Raw genomic sequence first — 24349 nt, 5'->3', positions numbered from 1 at the left:
TGTTGCCACCTAATCTAAACGCCTTTTCATGATATAGCCATGAGCTTTGAGGTATCAGCTACAAGCCGCACACAAACGGCTGATGAATAAATAGCTCACCACTCACCGCTCAAACCTTTTTATACAAATGAAAAAAGCTGACAAGTACCCGTTTTCCCGCAGGGAGTTCCTGCTCGGCGCAGCAGCGGCTGCATTTGCCCATCCGTTAGCCGCAATGACGGGCAACAGGCCGGTTCCCAGGGGCAGGCTCAGGCACGCGTCTATTGGCGTGGGTGGAATGGGTGCCGGGGATCTGAACAATTTTGCGTCGCATGGAAAGGTAGATATTGTGGCATTGTGCGACGTGGATGAAGAGAAATTAAAAAAGGCAGCGGCGTTGCATCCCACTGCCAGGCTGTATGCGGACTGGCGCGAGCTGTTGAGAAAAGAAGCCGATCAAATTGACTCGGTTAATGTAACGGTTCCGGATCACAACCATTTTGCCATTGCTTATTCTGCGATCAAAGCGGGAAAGCACGTGTACTGCCAGAAACCGATGTGCCACGATGTGGCTGAGGTACGTTTGCTGACGAAGGCTGCCATTAAGCAAGGGGTCGTCACCCAGCTCGGAACACAGATTGCGTCGAGTGCCGGCGACCGGACTGCCGTACAGTGGATCAAAGACGGGCTGATTGGTAAGGTGAAGCACGCTTACCTTTGCTCTAACCGGCCCGGCGCTATTGATAATTATCGCCTGGTCGGCCCGAGGCCCGACCAGGCGGAAGAAGCGCCTGCAAGCCTGAACTGGGACCTCTGGGTCGGAACAGCGCCGATGCGCCCATATGCGTCCGCCATCTATCACCCGGTGAAGTGGCGGGCCTGGCAGGATTTCGGAACCGGCTGGTCCGGCGACATCGGGTGTCATATCTTCGATGCCGTCTGGAAAGGTCTTGGGCTTTCTTCTCCCCGGTCGGTGGTGGCAGAGGTGCAAAAGTCCTGGCAGGATTCGCCCGCGCGTCGCAGTGATACCTGGCCGCAGGGCGACCATATTACGTGGGTCTTCCCGGGCAATAAGATGATTGAAGGAGATGAGCTGACGTTGGAGTGGTTTGACGGGGCGATGTACCCGCCGGAAGAGATCCGGGCGCTATATTCCGTAGAAAATTATCCTGCAGAATCATCGATGCTGATCGGTACAGAGGGGGCGTTGCTCATCCCGCACGGCGGAACACCGGTTTTGTTGCCGGCCGACAAATTTACTGGCCGGGATCTCAAACGGATTGAGGCCAGGAACCACTACCATCATTACGTAGATGCTTGTTTGGGCGGAGAAAACACCGAATCTCATTTCGCGCAGTCCGGCCCGATGACTGAGGCCATTCTGCTCGGTACGGTTGCGATCAGGGTCCCGGGAGTCGTACTCGATTGGGACGCCGATAAAATGCGCTTTCCGAACCATCCGGATGCTGACCGCTACCTGAAGCGGGTGTACCGGAAAGGGTGGAATATAAAAGGGGCGTTTTGAATGGCAGCGTATACTAAAAAAGGGGGTCGGATACTGTATCCGACCCCCTTTTTTAGTATGATTAAAGCGATTATCTGCTCAGGTACAGATTGCGTTCGCCGTACACTTTCTGGAAAAAATCGTCGGTAAGGTCGTCAATAAAATAGATGGCCTCGCCTGTCGACTTCATTTCCGGTCCCAGTTCCTTGTTTACATTCGGGAATTTGTTGAATGAGAACACCGGGATTTTGATGGCCCAACCGTTTTTGTAGGGGTTGAATTTGAAATCGGATATTTTTTTCACACCCAGCATCAGTTTGCTGGCGTAGTTCACATAAGGTTCGCGGTACGCTTTGGCAATAAACGGCACGGTACGAGAAGCCCGCGGATTGGCTTCGATTACGTACACCACCCCACCTTTGACAGCAAACTGGATGTTAATCAGCCCTTTTACTTCCATCGCTTTCGCGATCTTTTGCGTGTGCTCTTCAATTTGTCTGAGCTCATCGGCCGACAATCCGAAGGTGGGCAATGCCGCATGCGAGTCTCCGGAGTGAATACCGGCCGGCTCGATGTGCTCCATGATGCCGATGATGTAAGAGTCGGTTCCGTCGGCAATTGCATCCGCCTCCGCTTCTATTGCGCCTTCCAGGAAGTGATCCAGCAAAATGGTGTTGTCCGGGATATCCTGGAGAATCTTGATTACATGTTGCTCCAGTTCCTGTTCGTTGATCACAATTTTCATGTTCTGGCCGCCCAGCACGTAGCTCGGTCTGACAAGCAGCGGGAAACCCAGCTCTCGGGACAGTTCCACGGCAGCATCAGACGTTTTGACCGTCCCGAATTTTGGGTACGGGATATCAAGATCCCTGAGCAATGCGGAGAAACGGCCCCTGTCTTCCGCCCAGTCGAGCGAGTGGAAACTGGTCCCGATAATCTTAATGCCGTATTTATCGAGCTTTTCGGCCATTTTGAGTGCTGTCTGGCCGCCGAGTTGTACGATAACACCTTCCGGCTTTTCGTGCTCAATGATATCGAAAACGTGTTCCCAGAACACCGGCTCGAAATACAGCTTGTCGGAGATATCCGGGTCTGTGGAGACGGTTTCGGGGTTACAGTTGATCATAATGGCTTCGTAGCCGGATTCTTTCGCTGCCAGTACCCCGTGTACACAGGAGTAGTCAAATTCAATGCCCTGGCCGATGCGGTTGGGGCCTGAACCGAGCACCACGACTTTCTTCTTGTCGGAAACCACCGATTCGTTGTCGAGGTCGTCCTGTGTTGCGTTAAAGGTCGAGTAATAATAAGGCGTTTCGGCGGTAAACTCAGCTGCGCAGGTGTCTACACATTTGTAGACCCGCTTGATATTCAGCTCTTTTCTGCGGTTGTAAACCTTGCTTTCCTTAACGCCGAGCAGATGGGCAAGCTGCCGGTCGGCATAACCTTTTTGCTTGGCTTTCAGGAGAAGCTCGCGCGGGAGATCTTCCAGTTCGTATTGCTCGATTTCCTTCTCGATTTCGATCAGCTCCTCGATCTGGCGGAGGAACCATTTGTCGATTTTTGTCAGGTTCTGGATCGTATTGAATGATAACCCGAGTTTGAAGGCATCATAAATGTGGAACAGCCGGTTCCAGCTCGGGTGTTTCAGGCTCTGTTTGATGGCTTCGTGGTCTCTCAGCTCACGGCCATCGGCGCCTAACCCGTTTCTCCTGATTTCGAGCGACTGGCAGGCCTTCTGAAGCGCTTCCTGGAAATTGCGGCCGATGCCCATCGCTTCGCCTACCGATTTCATCTGGAGCCCCAGTGAACGGTCGGCCCCGGGGAATTTGTCGAAATTCCAACGCGGGATTTTAACAATTACATAGTCGATGGTCGGCTCGAAGAAGGCGGACGTGCTTCCCGTAATGGGGTTCATGAGCTCATCCAGGTTGTAGCCAATTGCCATCTTAGCGGCAATTTTCGCGATAGGATAGCCGGTTGCTTTGGAGGCAAGGGCCGAGGAGCGCGACACCCGTGGGTTGATTTCGATGGCGATGATGTCGTCAGTTTCGGGGTTAACCGAGAACTGCACATTACATCCGCCCGCGAACTGGCCGATCCCGTTCATCATTTTGAAGGAAAGGTCCCTCATTTTCTGATACAGGGTATCGGGAAGCGTCATGGCCGGTGCGACGGTGATACTGTCGCCGGTATGGACGCCCATGGGGTCGAAGTTTTCTATCGAGCAGATGATAATGGTATTGCCGGTGCTGTCGCGAAGCAATTCCAATTCGTATTCTTTCCAGCCCATCACACTTTGTTCTACCAGAACTTCGTGAACCGGCGAAGCGTGTAGCCCGCTGGTAAGGGCCTTGTCAAAGTCTTCCGGCTTTTCGACAAATCCACCACCTGTCCCACCAAGGGTAAAGGAAGGGCGGATGACGAGCGGAAACCCAATTTCCTGTGCAATTTCTTTTCCTTCCAGGAAGGAACGGGCCGTCCGTCCTTTACAGACGCCTACACCCAGCTCAATCATCTTGAGCCTGAATTTCTCGCGGTCTTCAGTCGTTTCAATTGCCTTGATATCCACACCGATGATCCGGACGTTGTATTTTTTCCAGATTCCGGCTTTGTCACAGTCAATTGCCAGGTTGAGCGCCGTCTGGCCCCCCATAGTCGGCAGCACGGCATCTACCTTGTGCTTTTCCAGGATTTCAACAATGTACTTCTTCTCAAGCGGCTTTAAGTAGACGTGGTCCGCATTGATCGGATCGGTCATAATCGTGGCCGGATTGGAGTTGATCAGAATGACTTCGATTCCCTCTTCCCGGAGCGATCTGGCGGCCTGAGAGCCTGAATAGTCAAATTCGCAGGCTTGACCGATAATGATCGGACCCGAACCTATGATGAGTACTGACTTTATATCTTGATTTTTGGGCACCTTGGTATGACTTTGAAATTGGGTATTTAAAAATTACGCAAAGTTAGGGTGTGTTTGCCTTAAGTACTAAATATTTTTATCAAATCTGCGACAGTGCGCGGAATTGACAAGATCAACCCCAAAAAATACAAAAGTCTCATCCGTGTTACTGAATGAGACTTCTTAAGTAGTTGGCCGACAAGGACTCGAACCCTGAATAAAACAACCAAAATGTTCTGTGTTACCATTACACCATCGGCCAATCCTTTATTGTGGGTGCAAAAGTATAGGAATAAACAATTCTTGTCAAGATCCGGGCCGAAAATATTATTAAAAAATGTTTGTTATTCTTTTGTGGAAGGGGTTTGGAACCGCTACCACCGGCGCGGTTGGGAGGATAGCGTGCCTTCCCTGATGAACCTGGACAGCTTGAGAAAGACACCGTTGGTCCATCCAAATCCATCCTGGTTGGGGTATTCGCCGCCCTGAGCATCTTCCAGGCGGTCGAGCATGTTGTACTTCTCGGTCATTTTTCCTGTTTTCTTATACACCAGGTAATTGCCCCTGAGCCAGCGCTCGCAGCCGGTCCTGGCAAGTTCGTCAAATCCGTACCGCGACAGTCCGCTGACCGTAATCCAATGCAGGGGCGCCCACCCGTTGGGGAGGTCCCATTGCTGACCGCTTTCATGTAAAGTAGTCACGAATCCGCCGGGTTTCAGGAAAAGGGCTTCCAGTTTTGCGGCGGTTTTTTTTGCCTGCTGCGCGGACGCCAAGGAAAAAAAAAGGGGATAAAGCGCGGCAAGCGTCAGCACATCGCGCCGTTTCCCTTCTATCCAGTCATAATCGACGAAAAAGCCGGCTTGCTTTTCCCAGAACAAAGTGCGTATGGCCGTTTCCCGGGCTGACATTCTTTGCGAAAGTGTCTCAACAAGCTCCCTTTTGTGCGGTAAGTCCGCATAATGGGCAATTAGCACCTTTTCGGTATGGCAGAGCAGGCAATTCAGGTCAATGGGCAGGATGTCGGTAGTATGAATGTGCTCCATTCGCATGCCGTTTTTGAACCACCTGCTGCTGAAATCCCAGCCCGATTCAGCGGCGGCACGAATGTGCCGGTACACCTCCCTTGAGCTCCTTTCCGAAAGCCGTCCCACTTCTACATCCTCCCGGTAAGACTCGGGCCTGGGCGCATCGGAATTGTCCCAGTAGCGGTTCAGAAGGGTGCCGTCGGGCAGCCGCACCACACGGTTCGCCGCGGGGTTTTCCTCCGAAAGGAGTTCGTGGCCATTCATCCAGAAAAGGTACTCTTTCTCCAGGTAAGGGAGGTAGCGGTCCCAGGTTTGCGGGCCTTTGTGATGCGAAAGAATTTCTATCATCAGGACAAAAACGGGCGGTTGCGATCGCCCCAGGTAATAGGTCCGGTTGGCATTCGGGATAAACCCGAGTTCCCCGATCAGGAAGCTGAAATTTTCCAGCATACTTTCAATCAGGTCGATTTTCCCGCTTTCCTCCAGCCCGAGCATGTTAAAGTAGCTATCCCAGTAATAGAGCCCCCTGAAACGGCCGCCGGGTACAATGTACGGGTTGGGCAGGGGAATGAGCGAGCTTCCGCTTTCGGCGAGATGTTCCCTGGTGAGGATTTCCCAGAGCAATTCGATATGATCGGCGATAGGCCGGTCCAGCCTTGATTCGTAGTGCTGCGGTTTGAAGTCCGGGAAATCGAAATTTTCCAGGACAAAATCGGCCAGGTCAAAGTCCGCTTCCTCCTGTTCGGTGTTGTATTTCGCCAATATTTCGGCGGGGGAATGTTTGGGAATACAGTCATTAAAGGTAATCGAATCCGAGAAAATTCCGCTCATCTGAACATCTCTGAAAAGTACGCCGAACTCCTGGAGAAAATCGGTTTTGTGTGAAATTACGGGTGTAGAAAGCATAGGCTATAGTTTGCCTGGGCTGGCCAGGAGAGATTTCAAAAATGGCAGTACGTCTTTCTGCGAAGGCAAGTGGGTGCGGGCTGCGGACAGGTCTTCTCCTATTTTTATGGTATAGGCTGTTTCCGGCAACGCTTCAAACATGTCCTCGTCTGTGGTGTCGTCGCCCATTGCCAGTATAAAGTCGTAAGGTTTATTTTCAAGAAAACTTAGTGCCGCCGTGCCTTTATTGTAGTGTGTTTTCTTTACCTCAATCACTTTATTGCCGTTAATAATCTGGAGATTGAGTTCGGGATGAAGGAAATTATGAAGCTGCCATGACAGCTCGTTTGCCCTTCTTTGCGCATATTGTTTATCGGCGACCACCCGGAAATGCCAGGCGAGCGAGGTTTCTTTTTCTTCCACAAACGCGCCGGGGCACCGGGCAACAAAAAGATCCATAATGGGCCTGATGGCGCCCTTCCAATCATCCATGCTATCGTAAACAGGTGTCCAGAGCCTGGTATCAATATCCCGGACGAGCGCGCCGTGTTCAGCAACAATATAAACCGGCAGCCGGCCGATTTCCCTTTCAAGAAAGCGCCGGTCCCGGCCACTGACAATGACAACGGTATTGCCGGCAACCATCCTGCGGAGTATTTCAGCCATGTCTTCCGACAGCCTCACCTCCTGTGGGTTTCTTTCGATGGGGACGAGCGTACCGTCAAAATCGAGGAAAATGATACGGGATGCAGCGTTGGCATATTTTTCTTTGATGTCACGCATGGTTTTGCCTTTTAGATAGGTATGTTTTAGCCGTTCCTGCTCGGTTTCGAGTGAGCTGAGCTGCGCAAAAAAATCGTTTGTCCAGGTGTCAATATCGTATATTCTGAGTCTTTGCCGCAGGGCTTTCATCCGGCCTTCCTGTTCATCCGGATGCATTTCGAGGGCGCGTTGAATGGCATTTGCCGTATCGTCATTGTCTGTCGGATTGATGAGAATAGCCTCGGAGAGCTCAGCTGCCGCGCCCGCCATCTCACTTAAAATTAAAACGCCCCGGTTGTCATGCCTGCTGGCGACGTACTCTTTACAAACCAGGTTCATACCGTCGCGTACCGGCGTGATAAGCGCCACGTCGCTCGCCGAATACATAGCCGCCAATTCTTCGAAGGGCAAAGACCGGTATTGATAAATCACCGGCTGCCAATTGATTTCCCCGAACCTTGCGTTAATTTTCCCGACGAGCATGTCGGTTTCGGTTTTCATTTGCTGGTATTGCCCGATGGTGTCCCTCGACGGCACAACCACCATCAGGAAGGTGACCTTCCCGCGCCAGCCGGGGTTGTTTTCGAGGAACAGTTCATACCCGATCAGCCGGTGTAAAAGCCCTTTGGAATAGTCCAGGCGGTCGACGGAAAATATGATTTTATGCGGGATGTGCTGCTTGATTTCAGTGCGTATTTTTACGACCTCGGGCTGTTGGTAAGCATCGTCAAACTTGTTGAAGTCAATACTGATGGGAAAGGCGTCGATCTCGACGAGCCGGTTACCGAGATTCAGATAATGGAGGCGCTGCTCGTATTGGGGGTACAGCCTCTGGACGGTCCCGAGGAAGTACCGCACGTAATCGTTGGTGTGAAACCCGATAAGATCGGCACCCAATATCCCGTCGATGAGGTATTTACGCCAGGATACAGGAAGCAGGCGGAAAATCTCAAACGACGGAAAGGGGATGTGGAAGAAAAACGCGATGGTGTTACCCGGGAATTTTTCCCTCAGCAGCGCCGGCAGGCCCATAAGCTGGTAATCGTGGATCCAGATCGTATCGCCCGGTTCCGTAATCTCCGCAATTTTATCGGCAAACAGCTGATTGGCTGCCTGGTAGGCCTCAAAATACGTCTTGTCAAAATTGGCTTCGGACGGGAAATAGTGAAAAAGCGGCCAGATCAGGTCATTACAGAATCCCTCGTAATAAAGGGCATTGATTTCTGCCGGGATGGTCACCGGGATGGCGTCGATCGGCCCGGCTTCGTGTGTTAGCTCCTGTAGTTCTAGGGCTGTGTTTTCCGAGTGGCCTACCCAGCTGATGTTTCCAGAAAAAGGGTAATTTTTCTGAGTACTTAAAGACAATACCGCCGAAACCAGACCCCCCGAGTTTTGAAATAATTCGCGGTGGTTATTCTGGTAGACGATTTTGAACGGCAGCCGGTAAGCGGCAATAATAAGTTTTCCTTTATTGTTGATCATGTTAGTTTCAGGAAGCTATTCAGAACCTGCTGCCGGCATTTCCGGAAGCTGTTTCTCAGGATTAATCAAGCGGCCGACGGTCTCCCGATAGCAGCAAATGCCGGTATCCAGGTTGCGTTTTTCGCTCTTTAAAAGTGGCTGGCAGAGAACAATCAGTAGTATTAATAACGGCTGAACACCGGAATTATTGACTTCAACGGGGATAAAGGACCGCTTTTTGAAGGACAGGCCCCGGTTTGCCGGCTACATCAAGTCGTTGGACAAGTTGCAACATTTGGGATTTTTCAAAAATCCTCGGATCTTTAACAGCGGGCTGCGGGATACCCCCTCGCCCCGGCTTCATCGCGCATACCTCACACCTCGAACCTCTTACGATATGAAACGCTTTTTATGGATTCTAGCGGGATTGGCGTCGGTTACGCTCCTGCTTTTTCTTTTTGGTCCGAAGGTCCCTCATGCCATGTTAAACCCTCAATTACCCACTGTAGATACCAACCTGGTAGCTCTGGAACAGGAAATCAAATTGTCAGAAGCGTCGGTACCGGGCTTGAAGCCGGACAATGAAGCCCGGATAATCTGGGCTGATACAGCCAGAAAGCAAAAGACAGCGGTAAGCATCGTTTATATTCATGGTTTTGGTGCGAGCTGGGCGGAAGGAGAACCGATCCATACGCAACTGGCTGCCCGGTATGGCGCCAATCTTTACCTGTCGCGGCTGGAAGATGCCGGCATCAGCAATCCAGATGCCTACCAGAACCTTACGCCCGAATCTTTTCTGGAAGGGGCCAAGCGCGCCCTGGCCATAGGCAAGGTATTGGGGAACAAAGTGATCCTAGTCGGGAATTCGGCGGGAGGGCTACTGAGCGTATATCTCGCCTCCACTAACCCGGATCTTCTGGGCGTGGTTCTGTACTCGCCCTGCCTGGATATTTATGAGAGTGCCCTGAAAGTGGCTACGGGGCCCTGGGGAGAGAAGGCCGTCCGTATCGCAATAGGAGAACGCATGTTAAATGACTACACCCCCGAAAGACAAAAATACTGGATGAACAGTTATAGTTCCCGCGGATTGATCACACTCCAGCAGACCATGGATGCGGTGGCAAAAAAAGAGGTGTATGAGAAGATTAAGATGCCGGTTTTTCTTGGGTATTATTACAAAAATGAAGAGGAACAAGATAAAACGGTGTCGGTGGAAGCCATGCGTGACATGTTTGGGTTGCTGGGAACCCCGGCAGATAAGAAAAGGGAAGTGGTTTTCCCCAAGAGCGGTCACCACGTAATGACCAGCTATTTAACCTCCCATGACCTGGACGGCGTATTGCGCGAAACCGAAAAGTTTTTCGAAGAGGTGCTGAAACTGCCACCCGTGGAAAATACGCCGGCGGGGAATTGAATCGTTTTTGGTTTCCGTCCGATTGTCCTAATTTTGCCGGATCATTGTAGTTTTTCAGTATTAATATGTTTGAAGTGACTTCCGATAACCGGCTGAGGCGTTTGTTAGTGGTAGGAGACCGGGTGTTAATTAAGCCCAAGAGCCCGACCGACCGGACCAACAGTGGTCTTTACCTGCCGCCTACCGTGACGGAAAAGGAGCAGGTCCAGTCGGGATATGTGATTAAAGTAGGACCAGGCTACCCGATCCCTTCGGCGGTAGAGGACGAGGTATGGAAGGACGCCGACGAGAAAGTCAAATATATGCCGCTTCAGGCCCAGGAGGGCGACCTCGCTATTTATCTCCAGCGCAACGCGATTGACCTGGAGTATGACGGCGAAAAGTATGTGGTGGTGCCGCAGTCAGCCATCTTGCTGCTAGACCGCAGCGAAGATCTGGCATAACCGACGCTTATGGGAGTCGTCAGAAATCCCGGTTTCCAGACCCCTCTGTGGCTTTGGAATGGCCACTGGCAAACGGTGTACCCCGCTCTCTTCAGGACGGTAGAGGGTGTTGTTTACAGGCGCGAACGTTTACCTACCCCGGATGGTGACTTTCTTTTGCTGGATTGGTGTGAAGCCGGCCCGCAAATGGACGATAAACCGCTCGTTATTCTTTCACATGGCTTTGAAGGCGATAGTCACCGTCCCTATGTGAAGGGCATGGTGAAGGCCTTGCGGGGCGCGGGATTTTCCTGCCTGGCGTGGAATTACCGTAGTTGCGGCGGCGAACTCAATCTTACCCCGGGGTTCTACCACAGCGGCGCGACTGCAGACCTGGACCTGGTGATTCGTCATGCCATCGGGACCGGTTACAGGCAAATTGCGCTGGTTGGCTTTAGCCTGGGTGGAAACCTGACTCTGAAATACCTGGGAGAAAGCCGCCTCCGCCCGAAGGAAGTAGCGGGAGCGGTTTGTTTCAGCGTCCCGCTGGACCTGGAGGCTTGCAGCCTTCACCTGGACAAACCTGTCAACCGGATCTATCAGCAGCGGTTTTTGAAAAGCCTGAAGATTAAAGTTGAAGAAAAGGCCCGGGCGCATCCCGCACACGTTGATGCCGCCAAACTGCGGTACGCGACTTCCGTATATGCCTTCGATGATCTTTACACGGGACCGTTACACGGTTATGAAGGCGCCGGTGATTATTATAGCAGCTGCAGTGCGAGGTATTTTCTTTCTACCATTGACCGGCCCACGCTGATTGTCAATGCGGCGAATGATCCGATGGTACCCGAATACAGCCTCCCCTTAAAAGAGCTGGAAAGGCTCAGTAAAGTGAACCTCTGGCTTTCCAGCCAGGGCGGGCACTGCGGTTTCCTGCAACGTGGTGCGAAAAACGGACCCTATTGGTCCGAGAAGGTGGCCACAAACTTCCTGGTTGATTTAATGAAGTAAGGCCCGGTTGAACATTCATTGCCTGGGGATTGTTGTCAAAAAGACGGACCTGTTTCGTATGGTCCGTGTTCTGTTTTTTTACCCCAAAGAATTGATGAAACCGGGTTGTATGGATCGAACCACTTCTGGTTTCTATTTCTGAATATCACGTCATTTCCAATGAAAGTAGAAATCTGGTCGGACGTTATGTGTCCGTTTTGTTACATCGGGAAACATCATTATGAAGAGGCGCTTGCCTCGTTCGAAGAAGGAAAACGGATAGAAACCGTTTGGAAGAGTTTCCAATTGGACCCTTCTATCCCGAAAAATGCCCCCGGTACCGATACCTACACTTACCTCTCGGAACGTAAAGGGCTTTCGCCGGAGCAGGCCCGCGAGATGAGTGACAACCTGGCGCACAGGGCGGCGGAAGAAGGATTGCAAATGAATTTTGAAAAGGTGGTGGTGGCCAATACTTTTGACGCTCACCGCCTCATCCACCTGGCGCAGGAGTCGGGTATGGGCAGCGAAATGGAGGAAAAGCTCTTTGAGGCGCATTTCGTGTCTGGGAAGGATGTCTCGGATCGCGCGGTTCTGGCCGAACTCGGGCAATCGTTAGGTCTGAAGGGGGAGGACGTTGCGGACATGTTTGAAAGCGGCCGTTTGTCCGAAGAAGTAAAGAGCGATGTCAAAGAGGGAGCACAGCTCGGGCTGACCGGCGTCCCCTTTTTTGTGTTCAATCGCAAATACGCGGTTTCCGGCGCGCAGCCGGTCGAGAGGTTTGTACAAGCGCTTTCGAAGGCATTTTCGGAATGGGAAGCTCAAAATCCGCCGGTTGTTTTGACCCGGGTGGGAGACGGCCCTTCGTGCAGTCCGGAGTCGGGTTGCGCCTAGTTAACCGGTTGTGATATTGGCGATTGTCGGCAAAAGTAACGTGACTTTTCACTTATTTTTGTTAACTTTTGGAGATTCCACCAGAACGAATTGATCCATGCGCAAAGTACAGATTTCAACAACAGTTCAGCCTCAGGCAACGTCAAAGCAGTTGATGATCAGGCCATTATCGTTTGGCTATAATGCGGAAACGGGGCAGACGAACGTCTTCCAGCACGACGTTCTTATGAAGCGCGACCCGGCGGTAGCGGCCAGAGAAGAGTTTGACGCCATGGTTGCAAATCTTGCGGCGGCGGGGGTGGAAGTTACTGTTTTTGAAGATCGTGAGGATGTTGCCAGCCCGGATGCCGTTTTCTCCAATAACTGGGTTTCCTTTCACCAGAGCGGGAAGGTAGTGCTCTATCCTATGCTGGCGGAGAACCGCCGGCGGGAGCGACGGCTGGACATTATCGAGAGCCTGCGGGACAAGTTCCAGGTGGAGGAAATTATCGATTTGTCGCATTTTGAAAAGGAAGGTAAGTTCCTGGAAGGGACAGGTAGTATGGTGTTTGACCGCCGGTTTAAAATTGCCTATGCTGCCTTGTCGCCTAGAACTCACCTGGAACCGCTACAGGCCTTCTCAGAAGCGATGGGGTACGAGATCGTGCAGTTCAGCGCATCAGACGAAAAAGGCTACCCTCTTTATCACACCAATGTAATGATGTGTATAGGCGACGGATTTGCTGTGGTGTGCCTGAATGCGTTGAAAAATGAGGATGAACGTTACAACCTCCGGAAGGTGCTTGAAGAAACGGACAAGCAGATTATCGAAATTTTCCCGGAGCAGCTTGCTGCTTTTGCGGGGAATATGCTGATGGTTCGGAACAACCAGAACCAGAAAATGATGGTGATGTCGACGGCGGCATTTCATTCGCTTTCCACACAGCAGAAAACCATACTGGAAGAGTTTACAGCCCGGTTGATTTATGCGGATCTCTCCGTGATTGAAGCGTTGGGCGGCGGTTCTGCCCGCTGTATGATGACTGAAATTCACCTGCCGGAAAAATAGGAGACTTCTTGAAACCCAGGATGCATATTTCGATACGTACGGCCACGTTGGAAGACGAGGGAGCTTTCCTGAGTTTCAACGAAGCATTGTCGGGGCGAGAATTGCCGCGTGATGGTTTTGCGCGGGCCTGGCGAGAGAATATGCAGGCGAAAGGAAATATATATATCCTGGCGGAAGCGGAAGGGAAGCCGGTCGGGATGGGGAGTTGTCACGTTCAGTGGCTGTTGCATCATGCGGAAGCCATCGCCGAGATTCAGGAGTTGTATGTAGCGCCTGGGTTCCGGTCTTGTGGGGTAGGGGTGGCATTGCTGGAAGCGTTGATCTCCTTTGCGGGGAAAGCGGGAGCCACACAGGTGGAACTGTCTACAAATCGGAAGCGGCTGGATGCCCATCGATTCTATGCACGGGAAGGGTTCGCCGATACGCACCTGAAATGGGTGAAGGAGATAAAAAAAAGCGGACCGCAATATGCAGACCGCTTTTCGTAACACCTAAACCTTCAACTAACTATATCATTATCTTTTGGCGCGGACCCATCCGCCCCGTTGACTTTTTTCAAATCTTACCGTCGCGTACAACTGCTGCACCAAAGACTCAAGATCGGTTCTGACCTGTGCCAGTTTGCGCATATTCAGTTTTCTTTTCTTGTACAGCTTTATTTCTCGTGAAGAAATCCGGCTGTATTGTTTGAGAACGCCGCGGGCCTCTTTTGCCGACAACTGCCGGTTTTGTCTGCCGACCTGTATGCCTTCAAGAACTTCACGTTGTAGTTCTTTTATGACAACCTGGTCTGCGGCTTCTGTCTCAAAAACGTTCCGGTAGCGAGAAGCTTTCTGGGCCACCGCCTCCATCGCGAGCACAAACAGGAGGGAGACGGTTAAAATGTATTTCATGGCCAATAGTTCCAAACGCTATGTTTTGGTATTAGAACGCACGAAAGGCAAAAAAGTTTACACGGAGGCTTGTTAACGATTGTTAAACCTCGCCTGCTAGTAAAAATTCGCGGTTTTGTAGTTAAAAAAAGACACAATACCGGTGCTGTTAACAGGAGATTGTTTTGAAATGCAGGTAGGCGATAGCTGCATTTCAGGATTGCTTGATGGCTAGATCCAATTGTTGCTGGATGGCATTCCGGGCCATTTGAGTGAGTTCTTCGGCAGTGTGGCCCGCGGGTTCTATTCCTTCCAGTGAAGTCCAGGAGAGCTTTGTAAAGGAGACCAGGGGAAAAATCCCACGCGTGGGGTTCAGCGCGCCTGTTCCCTGGATTGCAACGGGTACGATGAGGGCGCCGGGCGCCCGTTTTAAAAGTGTGGCAAGCCCGCCTACTGCGAAGGGTTTCATGATTCCCGACTGGGTACGGGTGCCTTCCGGGAAGATTACCGCGGAAAAATTGTTTTCCTGGATATGCTTTCCCAGCCGGGCGATCTCGGTGATGGCCTGTTTGCTGTCTTTGCGGTTGATGAGTGCGGCGTTGCTTTTCCGGAGGTTGTAGGACACACTCGGGATGCCCTTGGCAAGCTCTATCTTTGAAACGAAAATAGGCGTATATTTTCTCAGGAACCAGCTGATTCCCGAAATGTCGTAAGTGCTCTGGTGGTTGGCGACAAAGATGATCGGACGTCCTTCGGGAATGGGGGTTTTATGCTCGAATCGTATGGAGGCGCCGGTCCACAGAAGACCGTAGGTAAGAGAGAAATTGAGGTGATCGGCGGCTACCTTCTGGCCCTTTCTTCCGAATAGAGTAAACACAATAACCTGGTAGACATGAAAAAGAGCCAGGGTAAGGCCGAAATGAATCATGTACAGAATACTGAGGAGATAGTCGACTACGCGTTTCATGTCTCGAAAAAATAAACAAAGGTGCAAATAAGCATTTTTGGTATGAAAAAGGGTACATTTAGTATATGTTTATCACATATTAGCGAACTTTACAAAATGGCCGGATTGACCAATGTCATAGGATCCGAAGCCTCAGGAAGCTTAATTTGCTGGAAGAAAGTCATTCCATTGTAATCTAACCGAATAGAGTAAGTATATCCTTATGCAGTTATCACCGCACAGATTAGAGGTTATGAATTACCTCGCGCAGAAGATTGAGGGCGTTATGTTCGATTATCTGAGGCCTGTGGAAGATCATTGGCAGCCCGCCGATTTTTTGCCGGACTTCTCCGACGAAAATTACCTGAAAGAAGTGAAGCTTCTCCAGGAAAGCTGCAATGACCTGCCGTATGATTATATAGCGGTTTTGATTGGGGATACCATTACCGAAGAAGCCCTGCCCACTTATGAATCCTGGTTGATGGACGTTATTGGGATTGATCAGCAGGGTGAGGAGCCTAATGCCTGGGCGAAATGGGTACGTGCCTGGACCGCCGAAGAAAACAGGCATGGAGATTTGCTTAACAAGTACCTGTACCTCTCGGGAAGGGTAAACATGCGGGCGATGGAAGTATCGACGCAGTATCTCATCCAGGACGGGTTCGATATCGGAACGGGCCAGGACCCTTACCGCAACTTCATTTATACATCGTTCCAGGAGCTGGCGACCAATGTGTCTCACCGGCGAACGGCTACCATCGCCAAGAAATACGGCAATCCGCACCTGTCAAAAATTTGCGGGGTTATTGCTTCCGATGAAATGCGGCACGCGAAGGCTTACAAAACATTCGTTGCCAAGATACTGGAAGTAGATCCCAATGAGATGATGCTGGCGCTGGAAGACATGATGCGGAAGAAGATTGTTATGCCGGCACATTTTCTCCGTGAAACGGGGGTGAAGATAGGTGAAACCTTTACCCATTTTTCTGACGCAGCCCAGAGGCTGGGCGTATACACCACCATCGATTATATTGAAATCCTGGAGGGGTTGCTTAAGGAATGGGAAATTGAAAAAGTGAGCGGCCTTAACGATGCGGCCGAGAAGGGCAGGGATTACCTGATGGCGCTCCCGGCCCGGTTGAGAAGAATTGCGGACCGAACCCGGGTTCCCGAAATGCAATACCAGTTCAGCTGGATCAAATAGAAAGATTTTGTAAAAGAAAAACCTGCAGGATGCAGGTTTTTCTTTTACAAAAGGCGCTTCAACGTTAGCTGAGCCGATCAAATCCGGTATAGGGCACAAGGACCTCAGGTAACCTGATAGTGCCGTCTGCCAGCTGGTTGTTTTCCAGGAGAGCCGCAAGGATCCGCGGCAATGCCAATGCAGAGCCATTCAGCGTATGCAGGAGCTGGGTTTTCCCGTCGACCCGGTAACGGAGTTTAAGGCGGTTGGACTGGTAGGTTTCAAAGTTGGAAACGGAACTACATTCCAGCCAGCGCTCCTGTGCAGAGGACCACACTTCAAAGTCGTAGGTAATCGCGGAGGTGAAGCCCATATCGCCGCCGCATAACCGTAGTATCCTGTAGGGGAGCTGCAGTTTTTGCAATAGCCCGCCTACATGAGCAACCATCTGATCCAGCGCCTCATAGGAGTTTTCAGGCTGTTGTACCTGCACAATTTCAACTTTGTCAAACTGGTGCAGCCGGTTCAGGCCGCGGACATGGGCGCCCCAGCTTCCGGCTTCACGCCTGAAACAGGGCGTGTGACCCACATTCCTGATAGGAAGCTGATCCTCTGCCACGATGACGTCGCGGTATAAATTGGTAATCGGGACTTCGGCCGTCGGGATCAGGAAAAGACTGTCGGCAGTGGCTTCATACATCTGCCCTTCTTTGTCCGGAAGCTGACCGGTAGCAAAGCCGGAGTCTGCGTTGACCAGCAACGGGGGCTGGATTTCTGTATATCCGGCCAGTACTGCCTGATCGAGGAAAAAGCTGATCATGGCCCTTTGCAGGCGCGCGCCTTTACCCTTGTACACCGGAAAACCTGCACCCGTTATCTTATTTCCCAGCTCAAAATCGATGATGTCAAGCTTTTTGATTAGTTCCCAATGCGGAAGTGCATTTTCAGGCAATGCCGGGACTTCGCCCCAGTTGGCGACGACTTCATTGTCGTCTGCCGACTTACCGAAAGGAACAGAAGCATGCGGGATATTCGGAATTTTTACCAGCTCATCGAACAGGGCATTCTCTGCATCTTTCAACAGGCTTTCCAGTTCTTTTGTCCGCGATTTCAGCGCCGCTGTTTCTTCTCTCGCTTTTTCGGCAGCGGCTTTTTCGCCGGCCTTCATCAGCGAACCGATCTCTTTGGCTTTGTTATTGGCTACTGCAAGAATATTGTCGGATTCGGCCTGCAGCTCCCTGCGGTTCCGGTCCAGATCCAATACCCTGGCAATGGTTTCATCCGGAAGGGGGAAATTCCTCTTCTTTAACCCATCAATGGCCCACTGCGGATTTTCACGTATACTTCCGATTTGTAGCATGGTCCTTTACGTTGGTGTTGTCTTGGTAAGCCCGCTATGGGTTTGCTAAGCGGGAGTATTCTGGAAAAACAGGCTTTCGTTCAATGCGTTCAGCGCCTCTTCCTTATAGGAGGTATGCACCAGGAGCGACAGGTTGTGCTCTGAGGCCCCATAGGAAATCATCCTGATCGGGATGTGTTTCACGGAATCGAGCACTTTCCAGGCAATACCGGCTTTATCGGCGCTGAAGTTCCCCACGATACAAATGATGGTCTGGTCGCGGTCATTTTCTTCGAGGTCGGCAAATTCACGGAGTTCTGCCGAAATCGCTTCCAGGTGAGCCGGGTTGTCGATGGTCACCGACACAGAAACTTCCGAAGTCGTGATCATATCTACCGGAGTTTTGTAGTTTTCAAAAATGCCGAAAACCCTCCTCAGAAAACCGTATGCATTCAGCATCCTGGTAGAATGGATGTAGATAGCCGTGATATTGTCTTTGGCGGCAATTGCTTTCACGTCCTGCTCACCCGAGGTCCGGGTGGAAATCAGGGTTCCCGGAGCTTCCGGTTGCATGGTATTTTTCAGCCTCACCGGCACATTCCTGATTTTTGCAGGCGTGATCGTGCTGGGGTGGAGAATTTTGGCGCCGAAATATGCCAGTTCTGCAGCCTCTTCGAAGCTCAGCTCCCGGACCGGGAATGTCCGCTTCACGATTCTCGGATCGTTATTGTGCATACCGTCAATATCTGTCCAGATCTGGATCTCTTCCGCCCGGATCGCACCGCCGATAAGCGATGCCGTATAGTCGGACCCGCCCCTTTTCAGGTTGTCGATCTCATTTCTCGGGTTCCGGCAAATAAATCCTTGGGTAACAATAATTTGTTTGTCGGTGTATTGAGCAAGAATGGCATCGAGCTTGGTCTCGATCAGCTTACTTTCCGGCTCTGCATCTGCATCGATATGCATGAAATCAAGAGCGGAAATGAGCACGGAGCTCTCTTTCTGTTCGGCCAGGTAAGCGGCAAAAAGCTGGGTGCTTAAGATCTCGCCCTCAGCGACAAGCTCCTTGTCCTGCTTCGACGTGTAGGGCCTGATGCCCGTCAATGAAGCAATATGGGAAAATTCGGACGCAACGATTTCCTTCCCAGCCGCCAGGCCGTCTTCTGTGCTGTAAAGCTCTGCTACGAAGGCATCGTAGTGCGCCCTGAGCTCAGCGATCTTTTGATCAATTGCGGCAACATCATTTGCATAGGCTGACTCACCGATGCTGAGCAGTGCGTTGGTGGAGCCGGATAGCGCAGACAGGACGATTATTTTACGGCCTGGATCTGATACTACCAGCCGGTGAATAGATTTCATGCGCTCGGGCTTCCCTACGGACGTGCCTCCAAATTTCCAGACTTGCATATACTAAAAGGTATTCTTTTTATTGTTGGTTAAGATTGAGCCGCTGTTTCAGCGAGACCATTTTAAGAGCAGTAATGGCGGCTTCGTCGCCTTTATTTCCATGCTTGCCGCCTGCCCGGTCCAGTGCCTGTTCCATATTATTGGGGGTCAGCACGCCGAATATAACGGGCTTGTTGTATTTCAATGAAACGTTGGTCAGCCCCTGCGCAACGGAGTGATTAATGTATTCATTATGAAGTGTTTCTCCTTTGACGACGGCGCCAAGCGCAATTACCGAGGCGATGTCTTCTCTTTCGGCAAACCATTGTGAAGCGAGCGTGAGCTCATAGCTGCCGGGCACATTTCCGCGGAAGATATTCTCTTCGCGGACGCCATGCTTGATGAGCGTTTGCCAGGCGCCTTCGAAGAGGGCTTCAGTAACTTCCGTATTCCATTCTGCCACCACAATGGCAAACTTCAGGGAGGAAACGTCTTCCAGCCCTTCGGTACTAAAAGTGCTGAGATTTTTATCGGAACTCGACATATCAGTTATTTTTACTTCAAATAAAAAAAGGATAAAACCTTGTCGGCTTTATCCTCTCCGGAATGGCTGTAAGTTTTTCTACTCACCGACTTGGCCTTCGACTACGCCCAGGTACTTCTTGGCGTTCATCACCTCGCTCGACATGGGGAAGTCGTCGATAATACGTTTATAGGTCGAAGCCGCATCTTTCGGCTGGCTGTTTTTTTCGTAAGCAAGCCCGAGCTTCAAAAGATAGCTGGGGGTAAAAAATGCATTTGCCTTATAGTCGGAAGCCCGCTTGTAATAATCAATGGCTTCTTTAGCATTGTTTTTTTCCATGTACGCATCGCCGATCAATGCGTAGGCACGACCCTGCAGAAGCAGGTCTGAAGAGCCGAATGACTTGAGCCGCTGAATAGCGTCGTCAAATTTTCCATCTTTAAGAAGTGCAACTCCCGCATAGAAACTGGCCAGGTTGCCGGCATCCGTTCCGCTATAATTATCGGCGATGCTCAGGAGGCCTTCATTACCGCCTTTTCCTTTTAAAGCAAGGCTAAGAGAGTCGCTTTCAAAGTCGTAAACGGCTTTATAAAGGGCTTTTTGAGCGTCAGCTTCCCTACCGTCCTGGTAATAACGATACCCAACAAACCCCAGCAGTCCGGCAAGCAGCACACCACCGATGATGAGGAACAGTTTGTTGTTGCTTTGAAAGAAATTCTGAGCTTTGTCCAGTTCGTTGGCCAAGCCTTCAGAGCTTTCCAAAAACTCCAAATGAGTATCTGTTGATTTTTTGGCACACATAGGTTGCTACACTATCGTTCTAATTTCGGACTGCAAATTTAGAAAAACTTATTATATACAAGCGTGTTAGCGGTAAAAAGTTTAGCAGGTCTCCCGGTGCCGTTCTGCGACGGCGAAACATGAGCGGTTTGAAACCGTCGCCGCGTACCCTTTTTATCCCGCGCTGATGCCTTGTTTTAAAGAGGTTACTGTTGATTAAGTTTTAATTTTGGTAAATTTCAATTAAAAAAGAAGATCGTATGTGGAAAGAAGAAGAACAGCATCTGGTGCGCCGGTTTAAGTTCAATGACTTTAAGGAGGCGTTCGTTTTTATGACGGAGGTGGCATTTCTGGCGGAAAAGTTGGATCACCACCCGTGGTGGTCAAATACGTATAATGAAGTCACGATTAAGTTGACCACCCACAGTGCCGGCCACGTCGTTACCCAGAAAGACCGCGATCTGGCTGAACGGATCGATGAAATCTGGGCGCGCCGTGAAAGGACAAACCACTAGCAACAGCCGTAAATAGAAAAATAAAGACCATCCGTAAGTCACGGACGGCCTTTATGGAACAACACACAACGTCCTCCTTTTTTGGAACTGATTCGAATTTCGAAAAAGGAAAGTATTTAGCTGGTTGTTAATCATTTGTAATCGGATAAATCGGGTGACAGGTCATTCCATCCCGGCCGGGAAATGGGGTTGTACGCCTGTGTCCAACTACTGGCGGGGGCAAAAAATGATCGGCGGATGCTTTTATTTTCAAAAAACCTCGGTAGAAATATTACTTTTGTACGCGGTTTGAAATGAAATTTTTTTTTGATGATAATTCTTGGTATTTCAGCGTTTTACCACGACTCAGCAGCGGCCATTATCGAAAATGGCGTCATTGTGGCGGCAGCGCAGGAAGAAAGATTCACACGTAAGAAACACGATCCGGGTTTCCCGTCCAATGCCGTTGCATTTTGCCTGGAATATGCCGGTACAACTCTGAATCAGCTTGATGCAATTGTCTTCTACGATAAGCCCCTCCTGAAATTCGAGCGCCTTCTGGAGACTTATTATGCCTTCGCTCCCAGGGGACTGAAGTCGTTTATTACCTCCATGCCGGTTTGGATCAAGGAGAAGATGTTTCTCAAAAGGATGATCAACGAAGAACTGGTCAAGTTGGGATATGACAAAAAGAAGCCGGTGCAAATGCTTTTCCCGGAACATCACTTGTCTCATGCGGCCAGTGCCTATTATCCTTCGCCTTTTGAGAAAGCAGCCATCCTGACGGTTGACGGTGTGGGCGAATGGGCTACTGCTTCCATTTGCCTCGGCGAAGGAAAAGATATTACGATCCTGAAAGAGCTCCGCTTTCCGCACTCCCTCGGGCTGCTTTATTCAGCATTTACTTATTTCCTGGGCTTCCGTGTGAACTCCGGTGAATATAAGCTGATGGGACTTGCGCCTTACGGTGATCCGGGGTCTGCAGACGTGCAGCGCTATGTCGAAATTATCAAGAAAGACCTGATAGAGCTGAAGGAAGATGGTTCCGTCTGGCTGAACCAGGATTATTTTGACTATGCGACCGGGCTGAAGATGGTCAATGAAGAGAAATGGGAAGCCCTCTTCGGGTTTAAAAAGAGGAATCCCGAGGACAGCCTCGACGCCGTGCACTGTAACCTCGGCCTGGCCATTCAGCGTGTTACCGAAGAATCGATGGTCCTGATGGCGAAAGAAGCCAAGCGGTTGACCGGTGCCGATTATTTGTGCCTTGCCGGAGGCGTTGCGCTTAACTGCGTATCAAACGGCAAATTGCAGAAGTCAGGAGTATTTGATGAGGTTTATATTCAGCCGGCCGCGGGTGATGCCGGCGGGGCGCTGGGCGCTGCTCTCGCCGGTTACCATATTTATTTTGGAAAGGAAAGGATTGTTGACTGGAAGCCGGATGCCATGCAAGGGTCATATCTGGGGCCGGTTTTTTCAGATCTCGATGTGAAACTCACCGCTAAAAAATACAAGGCGGTCTATACCCACTACGAGGACTTCGGAAAATTGTCGGAAGACGTGGCCAAGATTCTGGCGGAAGGCAATGTGGTAGGCTGGGTGCAGGGAAGAATGGAGTTCGGTCCGCGCGCCCTGGGGGGCCGGAGTATCCTGGGTGACCCGCGCAATGCGGAGATGCAGAAAAAGCTCAACCTGAAAATCAAATACCGGGAGTCATTCAGGCCGTTTGCGCCTTCGGTGCTCGCGGAAGATGTAAGCGAATATTTCGATTACGACGGGATTTCTCCTTATATGCTGCTTGTTCACCCGGTGGCCGAAAGAAGGCGGCATCCTTTACCGGAAGGCTACAATGCCGCAGATGTACGGGAAAAACTCTATTTTCTGCGTTCTGATCTGCCTTCTATCACGCATATTGATTATTCTGCGAGGATTCAGACCGTACATAAGGAGACGAATCCGAAATATCACCAGTTGATCAGCGCATTTAAAGATTTGACGGGTTACGGCGTTGTGGTAAACACCAGCTTCAACGTACGCGGCGAGCCGATTGTGCATACGCCTAACGATGCCTACCGATGCTTTATGCGCACCGAAATGGACTATCTGGTGGTCGGTAATTATGTGTTCAGCAAGACCGAGCAGCCCGAATGGACCGAACGCGATAATTGGCAGGAAGAGTTTGTGCTCGATTAAGTCGTTAATCTACGAACCCGGTACGTATCTACACCCATGATGTCAAAACTGGTTAGCAGTATTTTCAGGATTTGCCTTCTCGGCGCTTTTTTTGTTTTATTATTTCTGCCGGATCGGGTAGGGATTACCCTGTCGTATCCCCAGTATCCGCTGAGCGACAGTCTTTTTTTACGCCTTTGCAAGACCGTTTTCTGGGTGTTAGTCGCTGTGGAGCTGCTGCGGTGCTTCTACTACGGCGTGGTGAAAAACACGAAAAGAGGCTGGGTTTCCAACCTGATGACGCTGTTGTTCCCCCTTTCGCTGTTCCTGATTTTTGTCGAGGTTATCTTTATGTTTGTCCCGCAAAGTCATGAAGGTGTGCTTTCAAAAGCTTCCCAGATTTGGTGGAGCAAATACTGGAAGCCGCTGAATGCATTGGGGTACCGTGACCGGGAACCGCAGCCTGCGCCGGGCAAGAAGCAGGTACTCGTTATAGGCGATTCTTTTTCAGCGGGACATGGGCTGAAAACGGTGGACGAGCGCTTTTCTAACCAGCTTGAAAAGAAGTTGGGCGAGGGTTACGAGGTTAGAAACCTGGGAGTTTCGGGCTCCGACACAGGCGACGAAGCGAAAAGACTGGCAGAATATCCGGTGAAGCCCGACGTTATAGTACTGCAATATTTCCCGAATGATATTGAACGGGTTGCTCAGGCAAATGGTCTCAAAATCACGGGGGGACAACCCTTTGACGACGTCAAAGGTATTGCAGAGCAGGTAGTCAGGCGGTTTTACCTGCCCAATTTTATTTACTGGCAGCTTCCGCATGCGCAGTTCAGTACTTTTGACCAGTTCGTGGAAAAGGCCTATTCGGACTCCACTGTTTTGAAAAATCATTTCAGCGACCTCTCAAAAATCCTGGCTTATGGCGACAGTACGGGCGCCCCGGTTTGTGCTGTATTTGTGCCGTTCCTGTTCCAGCTCGACAAGAGTGAAGGTTATACCCGTCCTGTAGAGGATTTTTTAAAGGAAAAGGGGGTGAAAGTGATTACTTTGAAAAAGGAAATCGCAGCTATACCGGAAAAAGAGCGGATTGTGGGGAAGAACGACGGGCACGCCAGTGCAGCTGTTAATGCGGTTATTGCCGATAAACTTTATGAAATAATTAAGTAACAAGCCGACGGGACTAGCCCGCGGTACAAAACAATACCTGCTTATTTGACTATGGATTTTCTTAATGATTTGTTCGCGTTCCTCAAGGAAAGAAAGAAGTGGTGGTTAGCGCCGGTAATTCTCGTGCTGCTACTGATTGGTATCCTGATCGTTATCGGAGGCGGGTCTGCGGTAGCTCCGTTTATTTATACATTGTTTTAG

The 24349-nt window shown here is 50.6% G+C and carries 21 protein-coding genes and 1 tRNA gene; 12 read left to right on the top strand and 10 right to left on the bottom strand.

Features of this window, described 5'->3' with window-relative positions; translation table 11 throughout:
- Positions 1-127 precede the first annotated feature (127 nt).
- Positions 128-1504: a Gfo/Idh/MocA family protein gene (locus tag ABD852_RS15840; RefSeq protein WP_345030639.1), complete on the top strand. Its 1377-nt coding sequence runs from the start codon at positions 128-130 to the stop codon at positions 1502-1504.
- Positions 1505-1574: 70 nt separating this feature from the next.
- Here the strand turns inward: ABD852_RS15840 and carB are convergent, their stop codons facing one another.
- The 4 genes from carB to ABD852_RS15820 all read right to left on the bottom strand — a co-directional run bounded on the left by carB (position 1575) and on the right by ABD852_RS15820 (position 8536).
- The gene (gene carB / locus ABD852_RS15835) at positions 1575-4403 is read right to left on the bottom strand and encodes a carbamoyl-phosphate synthase large subunit (protein WP_345030637.1); all 2829 of its coding nucleotides are present in this window, start codon (positions 4401-4403) and stop codon (positions 1575-1577) included.
- A 170-nt stretch (positions 4404-4573) separates the two neighbouring features.
- A tRNA-Gln gene (locus tag ABD852_RS15830) sits at positions 4574-4644 on the bottom strand.
- Between the two features lie 112 nt (positions 4645-4756).
- Complete coding sequence (gene treF / locus ABD852_RS15825; RefSeq protein ID WP_345030635.1) at positions 4757-6313, bottom strand: alpha,alpha-trehalase TreF; 1557 nt, start codon at positions 6311-6313, stop codon at positions 4757-4759.
- Positions 6314-6316: 3 nt separating this feature from the next.
- Positions 6317-8536 carry a bifunctional alpha,alpha-trehalose-phosphate synthase (UDP-forming)/trehalose-phosphatase gene (locus ABD852_RS15820; RefSeq protein ID WP_345030632.1) on the bottom strand — a complete coding sequence of 740 codons (2220 nt, stop codon included), beginning with the start codon at positions 8534-8536 and terminating at the stop codon, positions 6317-6319.
- Positions 8537-8912: 376 nt separating this feature from the next.
- On the opposite strand from ABD852_RS15820, the gene ABD852_RS15815 reads away from it, so the two are divergent.
- The 6 genes from ABD852_RS15815 (at position 8913) to ABD852_RS15790 (ending at position 13771) form a co-directional block, all read left to right on the top strand.
- Positions 8913-9929, top strand: a complete 1017-nt coding sequence (locus ABD852_RS15815) for an alpha/beta hydrolase (protein WP_345030630.1) — start codon at positions 8913-8915, stop codon at positions 9927-9929.
- A gap of 65 nt (positions 9930-9994) precedes the next feature.
- Positions 9995-10372 carry a co-chaperone GroES gene (locus ABD852_RS15810; protein WP_345030629.1) on the top strand — a complete coding sequence of 126 codons (378 nt, stop codon included), beginning with the start codon at positions 9995-9997 and terminating at the stop codon, positions 10370-10372.
- 9 nt (positions 10373-10381) lie between these two features.
- A complete protein-coding gene (locus ABD852_RS15805; protein WP_345030628.1) occupies positions 10382-11362 on the top strand; it encodes a YheT family hydrolase in 981 nt (326 codons plus the stop codon).
- Positions 11363-11521: 159 nt separating this feature from the next.
- Positions 11522-12235, top strand: a complete 714-nt coding sequence (locus ABD852_RS15800; RefSeq protein ID WP_345030626.1) for a DsbA family oxidoreductase — start codon at positions 11522-11524, stop codon at positions 12233-12235.
- A gap of 97 nt (positions 12236-12332) precedes the next feature.
- Positions 12333-13283, top strand: a complete 951-nt coding sequence (ctlX, locus tag ABD852_RS15795) for a citrulline utilization hydrolase CtlX (protein WP_345030624.1) — start codon at positions 12333-12335, stop codon at positions 13281-13283.
- 20 nt (positions 13284-13303) lie between these two features.
- A complete protein-coding gene (locus tag ABD852_RS15790) occupies positions 13304-13771 on the top strand; it encodes a GNAT family N-acetyltransferase (RefSeq protein ID WP_345030623.1) in 468 nt (155 codons plus the stop codon).
- A gap of 27 nt (positions 13772-13798) precedes the next feature.
- On the opposite strand, the gene ABD852_RS15785 is transcribed toward ABD852_RS15790, so the two are convergent.
- A complete protein-coding gene (locus ABD852_RS15785) occupies positions 13799-14176 on the bottom strand; it encodes a hypothetical protein (protein ID WP_345030621.1) in 378 nt (125 codons plus the stop codon).
- Between the two features lie 193 nt (positions 14177-14369).
- Positions 14370-15122 carry a lysophospholipid acyltransferase family protein gene (locus ABD852_RS15780; RefSeq protein ID WP_345030619.1) on the bottom strand — a complete coding sequence of 251 codons (753 nt, stop codon included), beginning with the start codon at positions 15120-15122 and terminating at the stop codon, positions 14370-14372.
- 232 nt (positions 15123-15354) lie between these two features.
- On the opposite strand from ABD852_RS15780, the gene ABD852_RS15775 reads away from it, so the two are divergent.
- The gene (locus tag ABD852_RS15775) at positions 15355-16305 is read left to right on the top strand and encodes an acyl-ACP desaturase (RefSeq protein WP_345030617.1); all 951 of its coding nucleotides are present in this window, start codon (positions 15355-15357) and stop codon (positions 16303-16305) included.
- A gap of 64 nt (positions 16306-16369) precedes the next feature.
- Here ABD852_RS15775 and serS read toward each other — a convergent pair whose 3' ends face one another.
- From serS to ABD852_RS15755, 4 genes are all read right to left on the bottom strand, one after another.
- Positions 16370-17644 carry a serine--tRNA ligase gene (serS, locus tag ABD852_RS15770; protein WP_345030616.1) on the bottom strand — a complete coding sequence of 425 codons (1275 nt, stop codon included), beginning with the start codon at positions 17642-17644 and terminating at the stop codon, positions 16370-16372.
- A 45-nt stretch (positions 17645-17689) separates the two neighbouring features.
- Positions 17690-19030: an aspartate kinase gene (locus ABD852_RS15765; protein WP_345030615.1), complete on the bottom strand. Its 1341-nt coding sequence runs from the start codon at positions 19028-19030 to the stop codon at positions 17690-17692.
- Positions 19031-19049: 19 nt separating this feature from the next.
- Entirely contained in the window at positions 19050-19553 is a 504-nt protein-coding gene (ribH, locus tag ABD852_RS15760; protein ID WP_345030614.1) for a 6,7-dimethyl-8-ribityllumazine synthase, read from the bottom strand.
- Between the two features lie 78 nt (positions 19554-19631).
- Entirely contained in the window at positions 19632-20303 is a 672-nt protein-coding gene (locus ABD852_RS15755; RefSeq protein ID WP_345030613.1) for a tetratricopeptide repeat protein, read from the bottom strand.
- 269 nt (positions 20304-20572) lie between these two features.
- Here ABD852_RS15755 and ABD852_RS15750 point away from each other — a divergent pair, with 269 nt between their 5' ends.
- The 4 genes from ABD852_RS15750 (at position 20573) to ABD852_RS15735 (ending at position 24349) form a co-directional block, all read left to right on the top strand.
- Positions 20573-20827, top strand: a complete 255-nt coding sequence (locus tag ABD852_RS15750; RefSeq protein WP_345030612.1) for a 4a-hydroxytetrahydrobiopterin dehydratase — start codon at positions 20573-20575, stop codon at positions 20825-20827.
- A 309-nt stretch (positions 20828-21136) separates the two neighbouring features.
- The gene (locus tag ABD852_RS15745) at positions 21137-22999 is read left to right on the top strand and encodes a carbamoyltransferase family protein (RefSeq protein ID WP_345030610.1); all 1863 of its coding nucleotides are present in this window, start codon (positions 21137-21139) and stop codon (positions 22997-22999) included.
- A 36-nt stretch (positions 23000-23035) separates the two neighbouring features.
- Entirely contained in the window at positions 23036-24148 is a 1113-nt protein-coding gene (locus ABD852_RS15740) for an SGNH/GDSL hydrolase family protein (protein WP_345030609.1), read from the top strand.
- Positions 24149-24199: 51 nt separating this feature from the next.
- Entirely contained in the window at positions 24200-24349 is a 150-nt protein-coding gene (locus tag ABD852_RS15735; RefSeq protein ID WP_345030608.1) for a DUF5989 family protein, read from the top strand.

The organism is Ravibacter arvi, from assembly GCF_039540405.1.
Lineage (GTDB): Bacteria > Bacteroidota > Bacteroidia > Cytophagales > Spirosomataceae > Ravibacter > Ravibacter arvi.
Note: the sequence above shows the minus strand (reverse complement) of the source record. Positions and strands in the feature narration are given on the sequence as shown.

Coding starts and splice junctions, on each gene's coding strand:
- ABD852_RS15750 (WP_345030612.1), top strand. CDS start 20,573: ATGTGGAAAGAAGAAGAACAGCATCTGGTGCGCCGGTTTAAGTTCAAT.
- ABD852_RS15805 (WP_345030628.1), top strand. CDS start 10,382: ATGGGAGTCGTCAGAAATCCCGGTTTCCAGACCCCTCTGTGGCTTTGG.
- ABD852_RS15840 (WP_345030639.1), top strand. CDS start 128: ATGAAAAAAGCTGACAAGTACCCGTTTTCCCGCAGGGAGTTCCTGCTC.
- ABD852_RS15765 (WP_345030615.1), bottom strand. CDS start 19,030: ATGCAAGTCTGGAAATTTGGAGGCACGTCCGTAGGGAAGCCCGAGCGC.
- ABD852_RS15740 (WP_345030609.1), top strand. CDS start 23,036: ATGATGTCAAAACTGGTTAGCAGTATTTTCAGGATTTGCCTTCTCGGC.
- ABD852_RS15815 (WP_345030630.1), top strand. CDS start 8,913: ATGAAACGCTTTTTATGGATTCTAGCGGGATTGGCGTCGGTTACGCTC.
- ABD852_RS15785 (WP_345030621.1), bottom strand. CDS start 14,176: ATGAAATACATTTTAACCGTCTCCCTCCTGTTTGTGCTCGCGATGGAG.
- ribH (WP_345030614.1), bottom strand. CDS start 19,553: ATGTCGAGTTCCGATAAAAATCTCAGCACTTTTAGTACCGAAGGGCTG.
- ABD852_RS15745 (WP_345030610.1), top strand. CDS start 21,137: ATGATAATTCTTGGTATTTCAGCGTTTTACCACGACTCAGCAGCGGCC.
- ABD852_RS15735 (WP_345030608.1), top strand. CDS start 24,200: ATGGATTTTCTTAATGATTTGTTCGCGTTCCTCAAGGAAAGAAAGAAG.
- serS (WP_345030616.1), bottom strand. CDS start 17,644: ATGCTACAAATCGGAAGTATACGTGAAAATCCGCAGTGGGCCATTGAT.
- ctlX (WP_345030624.1), top strand. CDS start 12,333: ATGCGCAAAGTACAGATTTCAACAACAGTTCAGCCTCAGGCAACGTCA.
- ABD852_RS15790 (WP_345030623.1), top strand. CDS start 13,304: ATGCATATTTCGATACGTACGGCCACGTTGGAAGACGAGGGAGCTTTC.
- treF (WP_345030635.1), bottom strand. CDS start 6,313: ATGCTTTCTACACCCGTAATTTCACACAAAACCGATTTTCTCCAGGAG.
- ABD852_RS15810 (WP_345030629.1), top strand. CDS start 9,995: ATGTTTGAAGTGACTTCCGATAACCGGCTGAGGCGTTTGTTAGTGGTA.
- ABD852_RS15800 (WP_345030626.1), top strand. CDS start 11,522: ATGAAAGTAGAAATCTGGTCGGACGTTATGTGTCCGTTTTGTTACATC.
- ABD852_RS15820 (WP_345030632.1), bottom strand. CDS start 8,536: ATGATCAACAATAAAGGAAAACTTATTATTGCCGCTTACCGGCTGCCG.
- ABD852_RS15775 (WP_345030617.1), top strand. CDS start 15,355: ATGAATTACCTCGCGCAGAAGATTGAGGGCGTTATGTTCGATTATCTG.
- ABD852_RS15780 (WP_345030619.1), bottom strand. CDS start 15,122: ATGAAACGCGTAGTCGACTATCTCCTCAGTATTCTGTACATGATTCAT.